This is a genomic window from Bradyrhizobium sp. AZCC 1693, assembly GCF_036924745.1.
Classification (GTDB): Bacteria; Pseudomonadota; Alphaproteobacteria; order Rhizobiales; family Xanthobacteraceae; genus Bradyrhizobium.
Genome location: NZ_JAZHSD010000001.1, coordinates 2,977,452 through 2,997,633 on the forward strand (window position 1 = coordinate 2,977,452; position 20,182 = coordinate 2,997,633).

17 protein-coding genes and 1 pseudogene are annotated in these 20,182 nt (G+C 59.0%); 7 read left to right on the top strand and 11 right to left on the bottom strand.

Annotated elements, in window-relative coordinates; all coding sequences use genetic code 11:
* Positions 1-130: 130 nt before the first annotated feature.
* The 3 genes from V1293_RS14200 to V1293_RS14210 form a co-directional block, all read right to left on the bottom strand.
* Entirely contained in the window at positions 131-952 is an 822-nt protein-coding gene (locus V1293_RS14200; protein WP_334510472.1) for an SDR family oxidoreductase, read from the bottom strand.
* Between the two features lie 42 nt (positions 953-994).
* Complete coding sequence (locus V1293_RS14205) at positions 995-1,891, bottom strand: alpha/beta fold hydrolase (protein ID WP_334510474.1); 897 nt, start codon at positions 1,889-1,891, stop codon at positions 995-997.
* Positions 1,892-2,086: 195 nt separating this feature from the next.
* Positions 2,087-2,878 carry a crotonase/enoyl-CoA hydratase family protein gene (locus V1293_RS14210; RefSeq protein WP_334510477.1) on the bottom strand — a complete coding sequence of 264 codons (792 nt, stop codon included), beginning with the start codon at positions 2,876-2,878 and terminating at the stop codon, positions 2,087-2,089.
* Between the two features lie 223 nt (positions 2,879-3,101).
* Here V1293_RS14210 and V1293_RS14215 point away from each other — a divergent pair, with 223 nt between their 5' ends.
* Complete coding sequence (locus V1293_RS14215; protein ID WP_334510479.1) at positions 3,102-4,199, top strand: NADH:flavin oxidoreductase; 1,098 nt, start codon at positions 3,102-3,104, stop codon at positions 4,197-4,199.
* A 66-nt stretch (positions 4,200-4,265) separates the two neighbouring features.
* Here V1293_RS14215 and V1293_RS14220 read toward each other — a convergent pair whose 3' ends face one another.
* Positions 4,266-4,739: a MaoC family dehydratase gene (locus V1293_RS14220; RefSeq protein ID WP_334510482.1), complete on the bottom strand. Its 474-nt coding sequence runs from the start codon at positions 4,737-4,739 to the stop codon at positions 4,266-4,268.
* A gap of 183 nt (positions 4,740-4,922) precedes the next feature.
* Here V1293_RS14220 and V1293_RS14225 point away from each other — a divergent pair, with 183 nt between their 5' ends.
* The gene (locus V1293_RS14225) at positions 4,923-5,561 is read left to right on the top strand and encodes a TetR/AcrR family transcriptional regulator (RefSeq protein ID WP_334510485.1); all 639 of its coding nucleotides are present in this window, start codon (positions 4,923-4,925) and stop codon (positions 5,559-5,561) included.
* A 116-nt stretch (positions 5,562-5,677) separates the two neighbouring features.
* Here the strand turns inward: V1293_RS14225 and V1293_RS14230 are convergent, their stop codons facing one another.
* The 3 genes from V1293_RS14230 to V1293_RS14240 all read right to left on the bottom strand — a co-directional run bounded on the left by V1293_RS14230 (position 5,678) and on the right by V1293_RS14240 (position 9,320).
* Positions 5,678-6,772: a LysR family transcriptional regulator gene (locus V1293_RS14230; protein WP_334510487.1), complete on the bottom strand. Its 1,095-nt coding sequence runs from the start codon at positions 6,770-6,772 to the stop codon at positions 5,678-5,680.
* A gap of 177 nt (positions 6,773-6,949) precedes the next feature.
* Positions 6,950-7,867, bottom strand: coding sequence for an SDR family NAD(P)-dependent oxidoreductase (locus V1293_RS14235; RefSeq protein ID WP_334510489.1), 918 nt, complete (start codon positions 7,865-7,867; stop codon positions 6,950-6,952).
* Positions 7,868-7,979: 112 nt separating this feature from the next.
* The gene (locus V1293_RS14240) at positions 7,980-9,320 is read right to left on the bottom strand and encodes an SCP2 sterol-binding domain-containing protein (RefSeq protein WP_334510491.1); all 1,341 of its coding nucleotides are present in this window, start codon (positions 9,318-9,320) and stop codon (positions 7,980-7,982) included.
* A gap of 236 nt (positions 9,321-9,556) precedes the next feature.
* Here V1293_RS14240 and V1293_RS14245 point away from each other — a divergent pair, with 236 nt between their 5' ends.
* Together V1293_RS14245 and V1293_RS14250 are read left to right on the top strand one after the other, a co-directional pair.
* Entirely contained in the window at positions 9,557-10,015 is a 459-nt protein-coding gene (locus tag V1293_RS14245) for a (2Fe-2S)-binding protein (RefSeq protein ID WP_334510493.1), read from the top strand.
* Position 10,016: 1 nt separating this feature from the next.
* A complete protein-coding gene (locus tag V1293_RS14250) occupies positions 10,017-12,266 on the top strand; it encodes a xanthine dehydrogenase family protein molybdopterin-binding subunit (RefSeq protein WP_334510495.1) in 2,250 nt (749 codons plus the stop codon).
* Between the two features lie 158 nt (positions 12,267-12,424).
* Here the strand turns inward: V1293_RS14250 and V1293_RS14255 are convergent.
* The 4 genes and pseudogenes from V1293_RS14255 to V1293_RS14270 all read right to left on the bottom strand — a co-directional run.
* A pseudogene (locus tag V1293_RS14255) lies at positions 12,425-12,487 on the bottom strand (hypothetical protein); the annotation flags it as partial.
* A 106-nt stretch (positions 12,488-12,593) separates the two neighbouring features.
* Entirely contained in the window at positions 12,594-13,247 is a 654-nt protein-coding gene (locus V1293_RS14260; RefSeq protein WP_334510497.1) for a TetR/AcrR family transcriptional regulator, read from the bottom strand.
* 398 nt (positions 13,248-13,645) lie between these two features.
* On the bottom strand, positions 13,646-16,756 hold the full coding sequence (locus V1293_RS14265) for an efflux RND transporter permease subunit (protein ID WP_334510499.1): 3,111 nt from the start codon (positions 16,754-16,756) through the stop codon (positions 13,646-13,648).
* Positions 16,756-17,862, bottom strand: coding sequence for an efflux RND transporter periplasmic adaptor subunit (locus V1293_RS14270; protein WP_334516721.1), 1,107 nt, complete (start codon positions 17,860-17,862; stop codon positions 16,756-16,758). Before V1293_RS14270 ends, V1293_RS14265 begins: the two co-directional genes overlap by 1 nt.
* Before the next feature lie 214 nt (positions 17,863-18,076).
* Between V1293_RS14270 and V1293_RS14275 the strand changes: the two genes are divergently transcribed.
* The 3 genes from V1293_RS14275 to V1293_RS14285 all read left to right on the top strand — a co-directional run bounded on the left by V1293_RS14275 (position 18,077) and on the right by V1293_RS14285 (position 20,148).
* Positions 18,077-18,655, top strand: a complete 579-nt coding sequence (locus V1293_RS14275; RefSeq protein ID WP_334510502.1) for a TetR family transcriptional regulator — start codon at positions 18,077-18,079, stop codon at positions 18,653-18,655.
* A gap of 33 nt (positions 18,656-18,688) precedes the next feature.
* Complete coding sequence (locus V1293_RS14280) at positions 18,689-19,540, top strand: alpha/beta fold hydrolase (RefSeq protein WP_334510504.1); 852 nt, start codon at positions 18,689-18,691, stop codon at positions 19,538-19,540.
* Positions 19,541-19,956: 416 nt separating this feature from the next.
* Positions 19,957-20,148, top strand: coding sequence for a hypothetical protein (locus V1293_RS14285; protein ID WP_334510506.1), 192 nt, complete (start codon positions 19,957-19,959; stop codon positions 20,146-20,148).
* Positions 20,149-20,182: the final 34 nt, after the last annotated feature.

The following is a 20,182-nucleotide window of genomic DNA, read 5'->3' on the forward strand; positions in this document are numbered from 1 at the left end:
CCGCTTGCGCGGCGTCGGCTGGTTGGCAGCTTGGTAGCTCGGCTTGGTCAGTGCTGGCCACGGCGCATCTGGCGAGCGGCTATTGAACATTGAATTGAGTGCGCGCCAGCATGCGCCGGCGGGCGAACCGTCAGACAGCCATGATGCCGCCGTCCACTGCCAATATCTGACCCGTAATGTGCTTGCCGGCGTCGCTGGCGAACAGGATGATCGCCCCCTTCAGATCGTCTTCATCACCGATGCGACGCAGCGGAACCCCCTCAGTCAGCTTGTCGAGGCCAACCGCTTTAATGGTTCCGGCCGTCATTCTGGAGGGGAAGAAACCGGGAGCGAGCGCATTGACCGTAATGCCGTACTGACCCCAACTGCCCGCCAATGCGCGGGTGAAATTGACAACCGCCCCCTTACTCGTGTTGTAGGCAATCATCTGCGGCTCGCCAACGTGACCCCGCAATCCGGCAATCGACGCCATGTTGATGATGCGTCCGTACTTGTTCGGAATCATCGATCGCTTCGCGACCTGCTGGCTCAACACGAACAGGGAACGAATATTGAGATTCATCACCTTGTCCCATGCTTCGACAGGATGATCCTCTGTCGGAGCTCCCCAGGTGGCGCCGGCATTGTTCAAGAGAATATCGATCCTGCCAAACTTGCCCAAGGCCTGGTCGACCAACCGCATGATATCGTCATCCTTGGAATTGTCGGCCGCGATAGCGTCCGACTGATATCCGAGCTTTGAAAGATGTGAACACGCCTGCTCGAGATCGGCGGCTTTCCGCGACGACAAAATCACCTTGGCGCCTTGCTCGCCCAACGCCTCGGCGATCTGCAAGCCCAATCCACGTGAGCCGCCCGTTACGAGCGCGATTTTTCCCGTAAGATCGAATGCCTTCTTCACGCTGCCCATGAGCGATTCCTTCTCATAGAGTTGCTCTTCATAGCCGGACACGCACCGCTGTTCCCGCAAGACCAGCCAGGTTTGCTTGCACAATCACCTGGCGCTTTGGATGAACAGCTCAATCAATGCAATGATGGTATCCGGTGCGTCTTCCTGACTAAAGTGTCCCGCATGCGGGAGCTTGATGACCGGCCCGTCAGGCCATATTGCCTTGAAATCGGAGATCTGGTTCTCCGGCGCAATCGCTCGATCCTTCATGCCGACGGCAAGCATCGCGGGTTTCGACTTCAGGTTCTGGAGAAGCTGAAAGCCCTCCTCGAGGTATGGAATGATCCGACCGAGCAAAGCGTCGAGCGGAAACTCAATTGCCCCGACGCAGTCCTCCTTGGTTGGAAAGGCCGAGCCGAAGGCTGCAAGCCAATTGGAATCCACCGCCGACAAATTCTCCAAACCCTGCGTCTTCATGATGCTGAGGATATTCACGTCCAGGTGCCCCAACACCTCCCCGAGCGTGCCGGCTTTGTGATGCTTCAGGATGAGCTGGAACCAGGGCGTCGACCCCGCCGAGGTCTTTCCATAGCCGGCCAACGTGTTGAGGAGAAACAGGCGCCTGACGCGATGCGGATGTCGTAGCGTGAACGCCGAGCCGATCAGCCCACCCCAATCCTGCAAAACGAACGTAATGTTCTTGAGATCGAGCGCTTCGATCAATTTGGTCAGGTTGTCGACATGAGTCCTCAGCGAATATTCCCGATCCCGAGGAGTTTCGCTCTTGCCGAAACCCATGTGGTCAGGAACGACGACTCTGTGCGTGGCGGAAAGCGGCGGGATGAAACGTCGATAGAGGTAACCCCAGGTGGGCTCCCCATGCAAACAAACGATGGGATCGCCGGTCCCCTCGTCGACGTAATGCATCCGAAAGCCGGCTCCCTCGAAAAAGCAGGGTTCGAAAGGCCAAGTTCCACCAAAGGTCTCGCTGGCGGCAATCATGACAAGTCATAGCTCCTTCGCATCTTCTCGAACGCACCTATTCCGCGATGGCAAAACCACCTTTGGCGCGCTCAGTGCCTCGGCAATGTGGCGACCAATCCAACGCGAGCAGTGCGATCCTCGTAAGATCGGACGCCTTGCGTGCTGCCCATGAGTGACTCCTTTTCCTTGCCGAATTGGTCACGGCGCAGACGACTAACGTCCCTTGAAGACCGCGGCACGGCGTTCGACGAAGGACTGGATGCCCTCCATCATGTCCTGGCTGTTGAAGACACGGTCCTTGATTTTGGGGATGTAGTCGATCGCAGCTCGTTCAGCGGCCTCGATGTACTTCAACGCAGCTTCTTTGGTGACCTGGATTCCGATCGGCGCGTTCTTGGCAATGGTTTGCGCCAGCTCCATCGCACGCTCAATTTGCTTTCCGGGGTCGACCACTTCCTGCACGAGGCCGATCCTGTGGGCCTGCGTGGCATCGAACTCGTCGCACAGGAACAGGTGGTACATTGCATCCCCCCAACCGGCCCGGGTCAGAAAGCGGAAGTGCGCGCCGCCGAGCGGCGCAATACCCCTCTTCGACTCCATCTGGCAGAATCGGCTGTTTGAGGCAGCAACGACAATGTCTCCGGCGAGCATCATTTCGATGCCGATGGTGTAGACGATGCCCTGCACCGCGGTGACGACAGGTTTGCGGCAACGTCCCTTGAGCCCGAACACGTCGATGTTGGCAGCCGGAATATCGATCCTTTCGGCTTTTGGGCCAAAGAATTTGGGCATGTCGAGGCCGGAGGTAAAGTCGCTGCCCTCGGCGCAGACCACACCGGCCCAATAATCGTCATTGCGGTCCAGCAAGGTCATGGCATCGGAGATCTGCACCATCATCTGCGGATTGAACGAATTCTTCTTCGCCGGATTGTCGATGATGATTTTCAGCACCCGCCCGTGAACCTCAGTGCGGATCCGACCCAGCGGGGCCTTCTGTTCGCTCATTTGCTCCCTCCTTGCAGCGCTTGACACCTGAGGGATATCGGCCCGCGGCGGTGCGCTCGATCAGGTCACATGACAATTTGTGCCCAACGCCGGCTACAACATTCTTGTGCCTGCCTTATTCAGGAATGAATTTCACGACGGCGAGCAGGTGGTTTAGTTTCCCGCCGCTGACAGTTGGCGGCCTAGCGCTGCAAACGCCCCCTACCCGCTGCAGAGGCGCATCATGACGACTAATCCACTGTTCGAACCCTTCCAGGTGAAATCGCTTGAAATTCGGAACCGTGTGGTTATGGCGCCCATGACGCGCTCCAAGAGTCCCGACGAGACGCCCGGAGAAGATGTTGCCGCATACTACCGCCGCCGAGCGGAAGGCGGGGTTGGGCTGATCATTACCGAAGGCACGACCATCGACCGGGCCGGCAGCTCAAACGATTCCAATATCCCGAATCTGTATTCACCCCGAAGCATCGATGGCTGGCGCAAGGTCGTCGCTGCAGTCCATGCCGCCGGCGCGAAGATCGCACCCCAAATCTGGCATCAGGGCATGGTGCGCAAGCAGGGTACCGGTCCCCGGCCAGACGGCAAATCGGACGGGCCCTCGGGACTATCGGGTTCTGGGAAGCAAGTCGCCGAACCGATGACCGATTCGGATATCGCCGACACGATCGACGCATTTGCAAGAGCTGCACTGGTTGCGAAAGAAATCGGCTTCGACGCTGTCGAGTTACATGGGGCGCATGGATATCTGGTGGACCAGTTTCTTTGGGCGCAGTCCAACAGACGAGATGACGCTTACGGTGGACACCTGGTAAAGCGGACCCGGTTCGCCGCTCAGATCATCAAGGCAATTCGAACGCGCGTCGGACCGGACTTTGTCATCATTCACCGTTTCTCCCAGTGGAAGCAGCAAGACTATAGCGCGCGACTTGCGCACACACCTGACGAGCTGGCCGCCCTTCTGACTCCGCTGGTCGACGCCGGCGTCGACATATTCCACGCTTCAACGCGACGATTCTGGGAGCCCGAGTTCTCCGGTTCCGATCTCAATCTCGCCGGATGGAGCAAGAAGCTTACCGGAAGGCCATCGATCACCGTTGGATCTGTCGGCCTCAAAGGTGCTGACTTTATCGACTCCTACAAGGGCAAGAGCGCCGAGGTCAGCGAGTTGCACGATCTGGAAGCGCGCCTTGGACGTGGCGAGTTCGACCTTGTTGCGGTGGGTCGGGCGCTGATCGCCGATCCATATTGGACGTCGAAAGTCCGCGACCGGCGATTCAAAGAGTTGTCGGCATTTTCTCCGGCATCAATGGCAATGCTTTGATGCGGGAGCTCATCTGATTGGGAAAGCGTCCGGCAACCGAACCGGATCAGGCGGCCCCGAAGGGCTCTAGAAGGCGACAGGCTCCGCAAGATAGGAGACTCCAAGCCACTCCGCGACCAAGGCAGGCTTGTCGGAGCCGTCGATCTCGACGACGACCTCCGACCTTGTCATGAATTCCTTTGCGCCGCGGGCGGTCACCTCGATCAGCTTGAATCTTGCTCGTACGCGGCTTCCGGAAGGCACCGGCGTCACGAAGCGAATTTTGTCAAAACCGTAATTGACCCCCATCACCCGCCCCTTGATGTCGGGCAAGCCATCGTGGGCCATGGCGACCAGCATGGATAGGGTGAGAAAGCCGTGGGCCACCGTGCCACCGAACGCCGTCTTGGCGGCACTTGCCGGATCGACGTGGATGAACTGCCAATCCTCGGTCACGTCTGCGAACTTGTCGATCCGGCTCTGATCGATCTCGAACCAGCGAGACACGCCCACTTCCGTTCCGGCAAGCGCGGCATATTCGTTCATTGCGATTGCTGACATACTCCAACCTATGTGGCTTACCTCAACACATTCGTACGGGCGAGCTCTATTCCGCCACCTGTTTCATTCCACAGCTCGTATCGTTACTTTCAGTTGCGCGCCGAAACATATGGAAATTCACCCGAAGGCTGCTTATCCTCGCGCGAGATTCTTCTGAATGAAGGCTATCATCCAGAACTCACGTTGGCTGCCGACATCCAGATCGTCAAGTGCAATTTCCTTGGAGCGACACAGGTGGGACACTCGCAGGCGGAGAAGGCAAGAAGCCGGGAGCGGATTCTGGACGCTGCAGCCCTGCAGCTCAGGGAACTGGGATTGGCGGGCATCAGCATAGGCGAACTCATGAAGTCCGCCAGACTAACCCATGGCGGCTTCTACGGGCATTTCGAGTCGCGCGATGATCTGATCGCCCAAGCGCTCGATCGGGCTCTTGCTGATGGCGACGCGTCGGCAATCAACGCCGCAAGCGCCAAAGGGCCGCGCACGCTCAAGTCTTTCCTGAACGCCTACCTTAGCAAGGCACATCGCGATCACCCGGCGTCCGGCTGCGCCGTTGCTGCTCTGGCCGGCGACGTCGCCCGCGCCGATTCGCGAACGCGGGAAATCATGACGGCGTATCTCGAATCATCCTTCGACAGCATCGCTGCGCTTATTGAGGACGAGGACGCGGCCGAGTTCGCTATTTCGGTGATGTGCACGATCATAGGCGCGATGACTCTTTCCCGCGTGATGAGGGAAGAGGCAGCATCGAAAAAGATTCTGCTGGCCGCGCGACGGTCAATCCTCGATTACGCGGAAATGCGTCGATCTTCCCGCCCGTAACCTGTGCTGTGCCCATCCGTCGGGTCCCTGCAAAGGAACTGATTGCGCTTAAGCAAGCGGGAGTTCTGTGGTCGTGGAGAATCCTGCGCGTTCCTGGTAAATGCAGCTTACCGCGCTCACGCAATGCGCTGCAAAGGCCTTCGAGGCCCCTGCTGCCCCAGAAACCACGCACGAGAGTCGGCAAATTCTGTTTCGAGACACCGGCGGACCTGCCCTGTCAACTTGCGTAGATCACTCTCGCGTCGGCGCAACAGCCAGAGATCCATCGACGACGATTCGTTCGGGAGGACACGCACCAATCCCTCAGCGAGCGCGAACGGCACCGCCAGGAATGCCAGCCCCAGCCCCGCTGCAGCGGCAGAATAATGGTTCGCGATCGGCATCACTCTCAATGAGGCACCGGCATCAGCCGCGGCCTTGAATCGCGTGAGAAGAAGCATTTGCCCGGAACGCTCGCCCTGAAGGCCGGCGAAGTCAGCCGAACTCCCGATAATCTCATGCTTATCGAGGTCCGCGATGGATCGTGGCGCCGGATGTTCGGCCAAGTATGCTTCGGACGCGAACAAGCCGAAAGCAACCGTCGCTACCCGACGTCCTACCAGCTCGTTGTCGCCCGGATGGCCCATCCGGATAACAAAATCGAGGTCGCTTGCGGCAAGATTTTGCTGGAGAACAGTGGAGATAATCTCGAGGCGCATCCGACCATTGAGTGAGCGCAGTTTCTTGACACGAGGCAACAACCAATGCTTGGTCAGGCCTTCGCTGGCGGATATCTTGAGGGAAGAAGACCTGTCCCCGACACGCGACGACAGGTCACGTTGAAACAACTCGAACGACCGTACGATGTCCGCCGCGGACCGACGGAGTTGTTCGCCTTCCTGTGTCAGCTTGACACCTGAGGACACGCGAAAGAACAGCGGAGCTCCGATATAGCGTTCCAACTCCTTCAACCGCCGACTGAGCGTCGGCTGGCTCATACGTAGTTCGCGCGCCGCGCGATTGACACTGCCGGAGCTCGCGACGGAAGAGAACAATCGGAAGAGATCCCAGTTTGCCTCGGCTACTCGTCCCCTTCGCGGCGAGGGCTGGACCTGACGGCTTCCATATTCGGCAGCCGCCTCGAGGTTCAGGCAAGCGTTATCTCCAGAAGATCCCGTCAAAGCCTCAGCCGTCATCGCCGCCCCCTGGAACGCAGCCCAGATCTGCTCCATGCCATTATGGGCAAATTGATATCGTAGTTACCGGACCGCGGCGCCATTCTGCATGACATTTATCATCCTGAATGGAGAATGCTGTTCATCATGCAAAACGTCAAGACCCATTTCATGAGTTCTGCGGGCTACGTCGAGGTTTTCGCCGAGCGACGCGGCGGAACGGGGCGGCGCGCTTCATGGCAGCAATTCCTGATCTGCCGCCGTATACACATTGGCGTGGCGCAGGACAAAGTCGTAAACGCTGAGCGGAGGCGTGCCAGTGACCTTCTCCACATCCGACGTCAATCGGTCATATCGATTCTGCTGTTTAAGAAGAGCCATTGTTGCGAGATGGGCGAGCGCATGCGGAGACAACATGCCGCTATCCTCCAACTGCTTGCGCCAAGGTTCCCAAGGCACGTTCACGTAAGTGATTGGACGTCCGAGGGCCCTGGAGAACTCTTCGGCAACCCCGTTCATATCCTGAGACCGCGGGCCGGTCAGTTCGTATATCATCCCGATGTGACGGTCCGGGTCTTCGATGATTGCGGCGATCACCCTCGCAACATCTTCACTTGCGATCGGCGAGGTCTTTCCATTCCCGAAAGGCAATCGGATTTGCTGATGCTCGCGGATAGAACTGGCCGACAGCCTGAGGAAGAACGTATCCAGGAATGAAGTTGGACGGACATGCACGACGGGCACCCCGGACCAATTCAGCGCCTGCTCCGCGAGCCAGTGCAGCTTCTGCTGCGGGCTGTCTGTGGTCGAATTGATTCCCATTTGCGAAACCGTCATTTGCGAGATGTTCACGAACGCACTCACGTTGTGATGTTTCGCGACGGCGGCGGCATTGACGGTCGCTTCGAGATACTGAGCCGACACCGTCATTCCGAAGTACATTCGCTCGCAACCCTCAATGGCGCGATGCATCGCGTGCAGATCGAGAAGATCCCCGGTGACAACCTCAACGCCGCGTTCGGCTAGTTTGGCCGACCGAACGTCCTCATTGCGAACTAGCGCCCTCACTTTGGATCCTCGTCCGATCAGTAGTTCGCACATGGCGCGACCAACTGTTCCCGCAGCACCGGTGATTAAGATCGGAGATTCCATCTCTTCCTCCTCGGACGCTCCGCGAGCCGTGCTTGGGCACGCTGGAACGAACCCAGCGCTACTGCTCGAATAATGGGGCAGGCCACCTGCGGTCCGCCTACATTCGAAGAAATCAAGACGGAAAACATCGACCGAAGGCCTGCAGGAGCCTCGGTGAACCGCGGAAGCGAAGCTTTCTGCGCAGCAGCAGCCAGGGCAACTTCACTTCCTTGCGCAGAAAGCTCAGCCAAGCGTCACTATCGGCTGTCATGGCGAAATCCGCCGCCCCCTGACGACCGTTGGTGACTCTTATCGTCTTGTTTCTGATTTCGACGGTCACTTCCGCGGGTTCGCGGCCGACGAATGTGAAATGAAATCTCGCATTAAGGCCGACAGAACGTCCCCGCTGAAAGACCAACGCGAGCGATCTCAGAAAAACAAGAATCGAACGTATATTCGAAAGTCCGTTGCGGACACGCTTGATCGGCTTGTGCGGGAAGCGACGGGGCACGTAGGCTTCAGGGTCCGATCCGGCGACGACGTAGACGGTCTCGACCTTGTCGGTCAGCGGCTTAGCTATCTCCTCCATGTATTGCTTTCGGTCGGCGAGATAGGGACCGATCACATCTTCGCCTGCAGGACACACCGCCATGCAGTAAGCGGCTTTGTAGTTCGCACCAAAGGAAAGGCTTTGCCACATTGAGGCCGTTTCTGCCGGCGTGAACCTGTCCCGGTAGGCGCGCGAATCCGAACTGTCGGTGATTCCATTCACCCAATCGATGAACCCGCCTGAGAATTCGCGATAGTTGTGGGTGTAGCAGGCCGCGAAATCAAAATGCCCGTCCGGGGCGATCGCACCGGTGGGACAGGCGGAAACGCACAGCTTGCATTCCAGACAAGGGCTGTAATCAAGCGGTCGCGAGTAAGCACTGACCTCCGCATCCAGCAAAACGGTCCCGAGAAGAACAAAGTTGCCGAACCTTGGATGGATGACGTTGCGATGAATGCCCATCCGACCAAGGCCAGCCGCTTCGGCGATGGGCTTGTGCGACACGAGCCATTGCTTGCCTGCACCGAACCGGTCCATCTCCATGGGAAAGCCAACTGCAGCCGCATTGATCGCTCGAACGCCGAGGGCCTCCAGCTTGCTTACGATCTCTCGAACCACGCCGTCTGTCTTGTCAACGACGTGGTGAAACTCGACGTTTGCGATGGACCGCATTGGAGTTCGGATATTCTCGCGATTCATCCGGCACACAATACTGATGAGAGATTTTGTGCGGGGGAACACGCCGATAATATCTGCGCGGTGCACGGCGAGATCTTCGCGATCGACTTCGACGAAGCCTACGTCGTCTGCCCCCGCTTCCAAACACAATGACCTGAGCCGATCGGCATCCAATGTATGTGGCGGGGACGCTATTGTCCCAGCTCGATGCGATACAACGGTTGGATGACTCGCTAAATCGGCCACGCACCAACTCCTTCGTCAGCAGGTCCAGACCGGCTCCGATGTCGATCGGACCCACATTTCATAAACAAAACTTAGTCACTTGTAAAAAACTAGTCAACTCTGGTAATAGACTTGGGACGACTCATAGGGAATGACCGCGCGTTGTAAGCGGGACCTCAACTCCGCCAATAGGTTGGGAACTCCTGAAGACCAGACCGGCGCCAACCGTCATTTTCCCAACTGCTGGAGCATTCGCGATGCGATTGACTGTCAACGGCAAGCGACACGATTTGGACATCGAACCGGAAATGCCTCTTCTTTGGGTGCTTCGGGATGAACTCGGCATCACGGGACCGAAGTATGGCTGCGGGGCCGGGCTTTGCGGTGCGTGCACCGTGCATGTCGACGGTGCCGCGGTTCGTTCCTGCTCGATCAGCGCCGGCGAGGTTCGCGGCAGCGTCACGACGATCGAGGGTCTCGGAACGCCGGCAAACCCACATCTGGTTCAGCAGGCTTGGATCGAGCACCAAGTTGCGCAGTGCGGCTATTGTCAGTCCGGCCAAATGATGACTGCAGCAGCCTTCCTGTCGAAAATCCCCGATCCGTCTGAGACCGATATTGCCGACGCCATGAGCGGAAATCTTTGCAGATGCGGAACTTATCCTCGCATCCGCAGCGCCGTCAAAACTGCAGCCCTGATGATGAAGGGGAAATAGCGTGGCTCGGCTTGGAAAAATTGCACGACGCACGTTTCTGATCGGATCCGCTGCGATCGCCGGCGGCGTCGCGTTCGGCTATTACAACTTGCGCAAGGAACCGCTCAATCCGTTGCTCAAAGGCCTGCAGCCGGGTGAAGCCGCGATCACGCCCTACGTCCGGGTTGACGCGAAGGGCGTTACGCTTATTACTCCGCGAGCCGACAAAGGCCAGGGCGCCTATTCCATCCAGGCTCATCTGATTGCCGAAGAGCTCGATGTGGATCCGCATAAGGTTCGCATCGACCCTGGTCCGCCCAGTCCGGCATACTTCAACAGCCGGATCATGGACGACAGCCTGCCCTTTTCGACAATCGATGATGGTTTCCTGGCACGGGGTGCGCGTGGTGGTGGCGAAGTATTAAGCCGCCTGCTAGGCATGCAGATAACAGGCGGATCCTCCACCGTACCCGACGGTTTTCATAAACTCCGCATGGCGGGGGCCGTTGCGCGCGAGACTTTGAAGGAGGCGGCCGCCAGGAGATCGGGAGTGTCCCGATCGCTACTGAAAACTCAAGACGGCATGGTCATCCTGCCCGATGGCAAGTCCGTTACTTACGCGGAACTAGCCGTCGAGGCAGCGCAGCTCGAGCCCATTACCGATGTCACGCTCCGACCGGAACAGGAGTGGCGTTACATCGGCAAGAGCATGCGAAGGATCGATATCGTCGCGAAGTCTACCGGTACACAGCGGTATGGCATTGATGTTCGTTTGGACCGGATGCTGTACGCCACCGTGCGTGCCAATCCCGGCATGGGAGGCACGATCAAACGATATGATGCCTCTACCGCGGAAAAGATGAGGGGCGTAAAGAAGATCGTCCCGGTCAAAGACGGTGTGGGCGTCATCGCCGATAACACGTGGAGAGCCCTTCAGGCCGCGGCCGCGATCAAGATCGAATGGAACGATCCTCCCTATCCGGCCAACTCGGCCAGAATGTGGAAGGTATTGGAGAATTCGTTCTCCAAAGACCTGCAGGACAGCCGACTTCGCAACGACGGAGACGTCGAGAAGGCATTGGCCGGCGCATCCAAACCGATTGAGGCGGAGTATCGAACGCCATATCTGGCTCACGCACCGCTCGAGCCCATGAATGCGGTTGTACTCTATACGAAGGAACGGCTCGACATCTGGACGGGAACGCAGATCCCGCTATTCCTCCAGATGCATGCTGCGAAGCTGGCCCAACTGCCGGAAGACAAGGTTCATGTGCACGCTCAGCCAATCGGCGGCAGCTTCGGAGCGCGACTCGACGACACCTATGCGTTGCAGGCCATCGAGCTTGCGATTGCGATGGAAGGCGTTCCGGTCAAAATGACGTGGAGCCGAGAAGAGAACATGGCGCACGACTATCCGCGCCCGATCCAGCTCTCGCGCGCAAAGGGAACGGTTCGCGATGGCAACGTCGAGAGCATGAGCATCGATATCGCCGGCCAATCAATGGGCGCCTCCTGGTTTAACCGTCTGCAGGCGCCCGTTCCTCCGGGTCCCGATACTACAAGTGTCAATGGTGTTTGGGACCAACCCTTCGCAATACCGAACTACCGGGTGACGGGTTACCGCGCGAAGGAAATGGTGCCCGTCAGCCCCTGGCGATCGGTTGGAGCCTCCGGCAATGGCTTCCATCATGCGTCCTTCTTGGACGAATTGATCCATGCCGCCGACGCGGATCCGATGTCGGAACTCATTCGCCTCTGCAATCATGACGCCTCGAAGGCTGTCCTGGAAGCTCTGCGGGATATCTCCGGCTGGAAGGGACGCCGCATAGACGATAGGCGAGCTCGCGGGGTTGCCCTGACATTATCATTTGGTGTGCCGATGGCAGAAGTCGTTGAAGTGAGCGATACGCCGCAAGGCATCAGGATCGACAGAGTATATGCCGTTTGCAACGTAGGGCGCGTTCTCGACCCAATCAATTTCGAGGCGCAAATCCAGGGAGGCATTATCTGGGGCTTGGGCCACGCGATGAATTGTGAGCTGACCTACGACAACTTCACGCCGGTCCAGACCAATTATCACGAGTTCGAGGGAATGAGATTCCATCAGGCACCGGAAATCATCGTCAAGGGATTGCAGCTTGGCAGCGAGGTGCGGGGAATTGGCGAACCCCCCGTTCCGCCTGCGGCACCGGCGCTCGCGAACGCCATCTTTGCTCTCACCGGAAAGCGTGTGCGCGAACTGCCCCTAAACAAGAGCGTCAAATTCGCGTGACAAATTGGTAGGGTAGCGATTGCACCCACAGGATCGCCGGAGGTCGCAGCCGCCGGCTCCATCTGAGCATACTCTGCGGTTTCGGCAAAACACTCGTCATAGAGGTTGGCGAGATCGGGATATTTCGCGAACGGAATCGAAACAACGATCACCTCAACACCCTGCACGGCATCCTGCTTTGAGACGGCGGTAGCTCCTACGTCGCGGGCGAGATCGCGGATGGTGTCCGGCTCCTTCGAAGTGGCGAGCTTGAGCTCACGGCCACTGGCGGCAAGCGGTCACACCCAGAAGTGGTGCCGATGTTGCAAGCGCAGATGATTCCGATTTTCATGGGATGTCGTTTTGCGAATGTGGCAGAGCATCCGCCTCCCGAGACCTGCTGAGAGCCTTCCGGATGAAGCGTATCTGGCTGCGCAGGTCTGCTTCGGTATCTTCGCCGTGTCGAACGCTGTGCTCGATCAGAATCGGATGGAAGAACGACATGAACGCGCGCTTGACCGCTCGCGCGGCTTCAGCGGCATCTTCGACTTCAAACTCGCCTGCTTCGGTGCCCTCGCATATGATCGCCTCGAAGATCGTCACCATCCGCTCGTTGTGGGCCCTGATGATCGCCCAGTTCTCCTGCATGGCGGCGACAATCAGGTCGTGCATGTGCTTTTCCTTGAGCAGCGTCATCCTGATGTGGCGGTGAAGGGCGGTCAGAAGCGCGTCGAGTTTCTCCATGGCCGGCGCGTTCGTGCGTGCGATCGCAAAGGCGATGTCGGCAACCTCGTTGGCGACCCGCCCGCAGATGGACTCGTTGATCGCGTCCCTGGAGGGAAAGAAACGGTAGACATTCGCCGGGCTCATTCCGAGTTCGTAGGCAATGTCAGCTACCGAAGTCTTATGGTAACCGATACGGCGAAAGTGCTCCTCCGCCACCTCCAGGATGCGCGCGCGCGCCTTGTCGGGATCGGTTCCCGTTCGGACCGAACGATTCATGGATGTCTCCAGAACTGACGAATTGAATATGGCGGTCTCGCCCGGGACTGATCATCTGGCGTGCTGGTGACTGCGATTTGTTCGGAGCCTGCTCGACACCCGCAATGCCAACACCGGTTTTAGCTGTCACTTACTGCCGTATCTCGCTGAGACTGGGGCGCGATTGCAATTGCCCTTTGAGGAGCTTTAGGTCACGCTCAAGCTCATCGACGCGCTTTCCGAGAGAAAACAAGTAGTCGCCGGTCGGGTCGTCCACGCCCTCCAGAACTTCAGCGATCCGCGCAATCCTGGTCCAAAGTCGCCTTAATCCGCTCATCTTTGCCTCTGCGTTTCATAACTTGGCGCGCGGGCGTCGTGCGTAGCTGCGCGCGAAACTGAAATGGATGTCGAACGATGTCCTACTCTGCAGCCATTGCTGTTCGCAGTTCCGACTGCTCCTTCGAATCCTCATGGATCTCATCTGTCGTCGGCTTGATCCGAAACCACGCGGCATAGAGCGCAGGAAGGAACAGCAGGATCAGCACCGTGCCGACCGCGGTGCCGCCGATCAGCGTATAGGCCATCGATCCCCAGAAGACGGAATGCGTGAGAGGGATGAAGGCCAGCACGGCGGCAAGCGCGGTCAGGATTACCGGCCTCGTGCGTTGCACCGTGGCCTCGATGACGGCGTGATAGTCATCAAGGCCGGCAGCAAGGTTCTCCTTGATTTGTTCGGTCAGGATCAGCGTGTTGCGCATCAGGATGCCCGCCAGTCCAATCAGGCCCAGAATCGCGTTGAATCCGAAGGGCTGGTGAAAGGTCAGCAACATCGGCACGACGCCGACGAGGCCAAGTGGTCCCGTCAGCACGACCATGGCCATCGTCGAGAAGGATCGCACCTGCAGCATGATGACGATCAGCATGGCAGCAATCATGGCGGGAAAGATCGTCGCCAACGCGTCGTTGGCCTTGGTTGCCTCTTCGATCGATCCGCCCAGTTCGATACGATAACCGGCCGGAAGGGATGCGATCAGCGGCTGCAGGGCCGTCTTGATCTCCTTGGAAACCTCCGGAGGTTGGGTCGCCTCGTTGATGTCCGAGCGGATCGTGACGACGGGCGTGCGATCGCGGCGCTTCATAATCGGCTCTTCAAATCGGACTTCCGAATGGCCGACCTGGTCGAGCGGAATCGGGCGGCCGTCCCTGCTCATCAACGAGAAATCCGCCAAGCGCGCCGGATCGAGTCGCTCGCCGCCGGCGCTGCGCGCCACGATAGGGACATTGCGGATGTCCTCGCGGACCTGCGTCACCGTGATGCCCGTGAGCAGGAACTGGAGTTGCCGCCCCACTTCGGCCGGCGAAAGGCCGATAAGGTTCAGTCGATCCTGATCCGGGATGAAGCGGAGCACAGGTGTGCGATCGCCCCAATCGCGATTCGCCTGCCGCACATCGGGAACGCCACGCATGACGCCAAGGACCTTTTGAGAAATTGCGTACAATTGCGCCGGGTCAGGACCCATGACGCGAAACTCCACGGGAAAAGGCGTATAAGGTCCGAACACCAACTGGGTGACGCGCACATTGGCTTCAGGTGCAAGGCCCTTTGACACCGCCTGTCGGAGTCGCTGCTTCAACGCTTCGCGCGCCTCCGCGTCCGGTGTAAGCACGACGATCTTGGCGAAGGCCGGATCGGGCAACTCCGGCGCCATCGCGAAGAAGAACCGCGGCGCGCCCTGACCGACATAGCTCGTGACGATCTTGGCCTCCGACTGGTGACCCAGCCAGCCTTCGAGCTTCTCGACTGTGGCCGTCGTCGTCTCGATGCTGGTGCCTTCCGGCAGGCGAACCTCCACCAGCACTTCCGGGCGGTCGGACGTCGGGAAGAACTGCTGTTTGACGCCCCCCATGCCGACGACCGAAAGCGCGAAGGCGACGGCGACGATGCTGCAGGTCAGGAACTTGTGGCGCACGGCGAAGGTGATCAGCCCTCGCAGGCGCCGATAGTTCGGTGTGCCGTAAATCGCGTGGTGACCGCCTTCAATCGGCTTGATCGCGGGCAGCATCTTGACGCCAAGATAGGGCGTGAAGACCACCGCGACGATCCAGGATACGATGAGGGCGAACCCCACGACCCAGAAGATGTTGCCAGCGTATTCGCCGGCCGTCGAGCGCGCGAAGCCCACCGGCAGGAACCCGGCGACCGTCACGAGCGTGCCCGACAGCATTGGCGCCGCAGTGTGGCTCCACGCGTAGGCCGCCGCCTTGATGCGGTCCATGCCCTCTTCCATTTTCACCACCATCACCTCGATGGCGATGATGGCGTCGTCCACGAGAAGACCAAGCGCCAGGATGAGGGCGCCGAGCGTGATGCGGTCGAAGAACCGGCCGGTTTCCAGCATGATGAGGAACACGACGGCAAGCGTCAGAGGGACGGCAGCCGCCACGACGATGCCGACGCGCCAGCCGAGGCTGAGCAGGCTCACCAGCAGCACCACGCCGAGCGCCATCGCAAACTTCATCATGAATTCGTCAACCGCCGAGGTGATGTTGACGGCCTGATCGCTGACCTTGGCCAGACTCATCCCGAGTGGCAGCGTCCGAGCAATAGCGGCGGACCTCTCCTCCAGCGCCTTGCCGAGCGCGAGGCCATCCCAGCCCTCTTGCATAACCGCCGCGAGCATGATGGAGGGCTCACCCTGGTGTCGGATAAGGTAGGTGGGAGGATCCTCGTAGCCGCGGCGGACTTCGGCGATGTCGGAGAGTTTCAGCGTCCGTCCCGCAGCGACGATCGGCGTGTCGGCGATTGCCTGGACGCTGTCATAAGCGCCATCGACCCGGATAAAGACCTGCGGCCCCTTGGTGTCGATCGAGCCTGCCGGTGTGACCGTGTTCTGCCGCTGCAAGGCGGCAACAATATCCTGCGCCGACACGCCGAGGGTTGCCAGTTTGGCATAGGAAAACTCGATGAATATCTGCTCGGGACGCTCACCGAGGATGTTGATCTTCTTGACGCCGGGCACGTGCAGGAGATCCTGACGAATGGTCTCGGCTTGCCTGGCGAGTTCCCGCATCGGCATGCCCTTCGCCTTGAGGGCATAGAGGGCGAAGCTCACGTCGGAATATTCGTCGTTGACGAAGGGGCCGAGCACGCCCGTCGGCAGCTTGCGGGCTTCATCCCCGAGCTTCTTGCGGGCCTGATAAAACTCCTCCTGCACGCTCGATGGCGGTGTGCTGTCCTTCAGCGTAACCGTCATGTACGCATAACCTGGCCGTGTGGTCGTTTCCACCCGGTCGTACCAGGTCAATTCCTGAATCCGCTTCTCCAACGGTTCGGCGACCTGGTCCTGCATCTCGCGCGCCGTCGCACCCGGCCATACCGTTGTGACCGTCAGCGTCTTGATGGTGAAGGACGGGTCCTCGGCGCGTCCGAGCATAAGAAAGGCGTAGGCGCCTGCGGCCGCCAGCAGAATGATGAAGAACAGGGTTACGGCCCGCTCGCGAACGGCGACCGCGGAAAGATTGAAGCTCATCAGTTGCTCCTGGTTTCAGAGGCAGTCCTGACGCGGGCGCCATCCTGCAGAAGATGAGCGCCGAGCGAAACAATGGAGACACCAGAACTCAGTCCGGAGATCACGGCATTTTCGCTGGTCACACGAAGAAGCTTGACGGGATGAAAGCGTACGACCGAGTTGCCGCTGTCGAATACCCAGACGCCGGTCGTCCTGCCGTCATCGAGCACGGCTCCAAGCGGCACCTGCAGTTCCGGCTGGCTCTGTTGGCTTGCAAGTCGAATGGTGACCGTCGCACCAAGCGGCGCCGCCGCGGCCTCGCCGTCGAGCACGTAGCGAGCCTCGTAGGTGCGGGTCTGGGCATCGGCAGAATCCGACAACTGGCGAAGATGCGCGATAAAGCGGCGTCCATCGCTTCCATACAGGCTCGCCTCAGCGAGCGAGCCAATCGCCGGCCGGACCGTTTCGGGAAGCGCGACCACGGCTTCGCGGGGGCCAGACTGTGCAAGCCGAACGACCATCTGGCCGGCGGAGACGACTTGTCCGGGTTCGCCAAGCGTTTGCATGACCGTTCCGTCCGCATCCGCCACCAGAACAGAGTAAGTCGCCTGGTTCTCGGCAACCCCTGCTTCCGCTTCGGCCGCGGCGAGCTGCGCTTTGGCAGTATCCGACGCGGCCTTCGCCTGTTCGTAGCGTTGATGGGACGTCCATCCGTCGTTGACCAGATTGGCGTATCGCCGCTCATCCGCATCCGTCTGAACGACGGTTGCGCGTGCGGCGGCAACGGCATTGCGCTTCGCCGTAAGCGCAAGGCGGAGGTCGGTTTCGTCGATCCGCATCAGCGGCTGCCCGGCTTTGACCTGCTCACCGACGTTCACGAGCCGTTCAACGATCTTACCGGCAACGCGAAAACCGAGATTGCTCTCCACCCTGGCCCCTATGGTGCCCGTGAAACCGCGTTCGGATCCGGTCACCCGTGCGGCCGTCACCAATTTGACAACCGGCGGTTCCTGCCTCGGGTCACGCGCTGCGGAAGCTCCGGGGGGAATAGCGAGAGTAGCGAAAACGGCCGCTCCGGATGCAGCGATCAGGACTCCAGCCAAGACCACAAGTCTGCTCTTTCTCATCGCCATCTCTCCGTGCAATTTAGATTTCGTTCGAACTCTATAATCAAATTAGATGTCGATCGCAATCTAAATTTGAGCTCTGACGAGAATGTGATCCCCGAAAATCGGCCTTTTTGCCCCTCTGTGACGCTGAATCCAGCCATGCTATTGATAGATTGCACTCGAACTCTATCTGAGATATAACTTTCGATCGAAATCTAAATGGAGGTGCACCATGCGTGTCAGTCGCATTCAAGCCGCGGAGAACCGCCAAACCGTGATTGATGTGGCAAGTCGCCTTTTCAGGGAGCGCGGCTTTGATGGCATCGGGCTCAAGGATCTGATGAAGGCGGCCGGGCTAACACAAGGCGCCTTCTACAAGCAGTTCACCTCAAAAGAGGATTTGGCGATGGAGGCGTCCAGGCGCGCGTTGGAGGGCGCTTCCGGCCGATGGTCGGATGCGGCAGCGAAAAATCCTGATGATCCGCTCGGCGCGGTGATCGCGTTTTACCTCAGCGGCGACCATCGCGAAGAAAAGATGGACGGCTGCCCGATCGTGGCGCTCGGCGCGGATGCCGCCAGACAGGGATCCGGCGTAAAGGCGGCATTCGAAGAGGGAATAAAGGCACATCTCGAAGTGCTCGGCCGCTTCATTGCAGAGGCCGGTGGCGAGGCGTCCAGTGGCAAGGCCATGGCCATTCTCGCGACGATGGTCGGCGCGGTGACATTATCGCGCGTCGTCAACGACCCTGATCTGGCTCAAGCACTTCTGGATGCGGCAGTTGAGCAGGTTCGCGAAGCCGCTGCCGCTTGAAAGATCTTCGTCTTCAAAGCAGAGAGAGATCGAATGCGTAGCGCGACTGAAGTCAAACCAAGTCTGCTCAAGCTATCGGATACGTTAAGCGTACGTTTTCAGAAGATCGGCAGCGGGCCTCCCCTGCTTCTGATCCATACCATCCGGACGCAGCTCGAATATTTCCGCAGTCTGGCGCCCCTCCTCGCCAGTTCGCACACGGTGTACGCCATTGACCTTCCCGGCCACGGGCACTCACCAATAGATCCAACCGCAACCTTCGACGAACCCTATTTCAGGCGGGCCGTCATTCGCTTTATCGAGGAGCTAGACCTCTCGGCGGTGACGCTTGTTGGCGAGTCGATCGGCGGCGCATTGGCCCTCACCGTGGCGGCGTCGCTTCCGCAGCGGGTGAAGCGGGTATATGCGATCAACCCCTACGACTACGAGACCCGCTACGGAGACGGCATTCGACGCGGCAACTGGTTTGCGAATTTTATCATCGGAAGTTTGCAGATCCCGCTGCTCGGCGCGATGAATGCATCCCTCGAAAACAAGATGGTCCTCGGCAAGATTATGGCCGGCGGATATCACAATCCCCGCAAACTGCCGGCCGATCTGCTCGCTGAGTTCAATGAAGTGGCCCGCCGCCCGGGATACAAGCGGATCGCACGCAAAGTGCTGGCAGGCTGGCAATCCTGGAGCAAGGCCCGCGATTACTATCGGCAGATCTCGGCGCCGGTCACGCTCATCTACGGCGATAGCGATTGGTCTCGGCCAAATGAGCGCGAACGCACACGGTCGCTGATTCCTGTCGCGCAATTGGTGATGCTCAAGAATACCGGCCACTTCTCGGCTGTCGAGAATCCGTCGGAACTGGCTCGTGTGATATTGGCGACGGAATGACCGCAATGATCAACCATAGGAGTGCGTGACTATGCCCAAGCGCTTCCGGGAGAGCTTGAATTATTCGGCCGAGGCCCTGGGCATGGACGATCCGCGCGGCGAATACGTCTTCAGGCTCGAAGATCGTGTCTCAAAGCTTGAGCGCGAAGTCGAAGGTCTTCGGATACAATCCCGAACGACGCCGGCTGGCTCGGCGAATGACCGCGTCCATCTGTAAGCAAAGTCATCTCACTCTAACAAAGAACGTCGCCAATTCAGCGAAGGCGACTGTCACGAACTATTTATTCTTCGTTACCGCCTGCAGAGCTTCAAAGTTCGTGCAGAGATACCAGATCACGATCGAATGATGGTTATCATATCGTGGCGGAGCGGTTCGCTAACTGCGGATTCGGGCTCTTAGGTTGTCTGGAGCAAATATGGGCGAAGTTATTCGATTTGTGCCAAAGTCTGAGCGCGAGCGAGACCGTCTCATTCGCGAGGCGCGCGCGATTTACGACAGCATCTTCCCGCCAACCGATCCAGTCAGCGAGAAGCGAAATAATACACCGGTGAGTCATACGGTCAGCGGCGCCAATACCTATCGTAGCGACGAATTTCTCCTGTCTTGATCAAGATCATTCTCGTACTTTGCAGTCTCCTCTC

Coding starts and splice junctions, on each gene's coding strand:
- V1293_RS14245 (WP_334510493.1), top strand. CDS start 9,557: ATGCGATTGACTGTCAACGGCAAGCGACACGATTTGGACATCGAACCG.
- V1293_RS14275 (WP_334510502.1), top strand. CDS start 18,077: ATGCGTGTCAGTCGCATTCAAGCCGCGGAGAACCGCCAAACCGTGATT.
- V1293_RS14260 (WP_334510497.1), bottom strand. CDS start 13,247: ATGAATCGTTCGGTCCGAACGGGAACCGATCCCGACAAGGCGCGCGCG.
- V1293_RS14220 (WP_334510482.1), bottom strand. CDS start 4,739: ATGTCAGCAATCGCAATGAACGAATATGCCGCGCTTGCCGGAACGGAA.
- V1293_RS14210 (WP_334510477.1), bottom strand. CDS start 2,878: ATGAGCGAACAGAAGGCCCCGCTGGGTCGGATCCGCACTGAGGTTCAC.
- V1293_RS14235 (WP_334510489.1), bottom strand. CDS start 7,867: ATGGAATCTCCGATCTTAATCACCGGTGCTGCGGGAACAGTTGGTCGC.
- V1293_RS14215 (WP_334510479.1), top strand. CDS start 3,102: ATGACGACTAATCCACTGTTCGAACCCTTCCAGGTGAAATCGCTTGAA.
- V1293_RS14230 (WP_334510487.1), bottom strand. CDS start 6,772: ATGGAGCAGATCTGGGCTGCGTTCCAGGGGGCGGCGATGACGGCTGAG.
- V1293_RS14280 (WP_334510504.1), top strand. CDS start 18,689: ATGCGTAGCGCGACTGAAGTCAAACCAAGTCTGCTCAAGCTATCGGAT.
- V1293_RS14285 (WP_334510506.1), top strand. CDS start 19,957: ATGGGCGAAGTTATTCGATTTGTGCCAAAGTCTGAGCGCGAGCGAGAC.
- V1293_RS14205 (WP_334510474.1), bottom strand. CDS start 1,891: ATGATTGCCGCCAGCGAGACCTTTGGTGGAACTTGGCCTTTCGAACCC.
- V1293_RS14270 (WP_334516721.1), bottom strand. CDS start 17,862: ATGAGAAAGAGCAGACTTGTGGTCTTGGCTGGAGTCCTGATCGCTGCA.
- V1293_RS14265 (WP_334510499.1), bottom strand. CDS start 16,756: ATGAGCTTCAATCTTTCCGCGGTCGCCGTTCGCGAGCGGGCCGTAACC.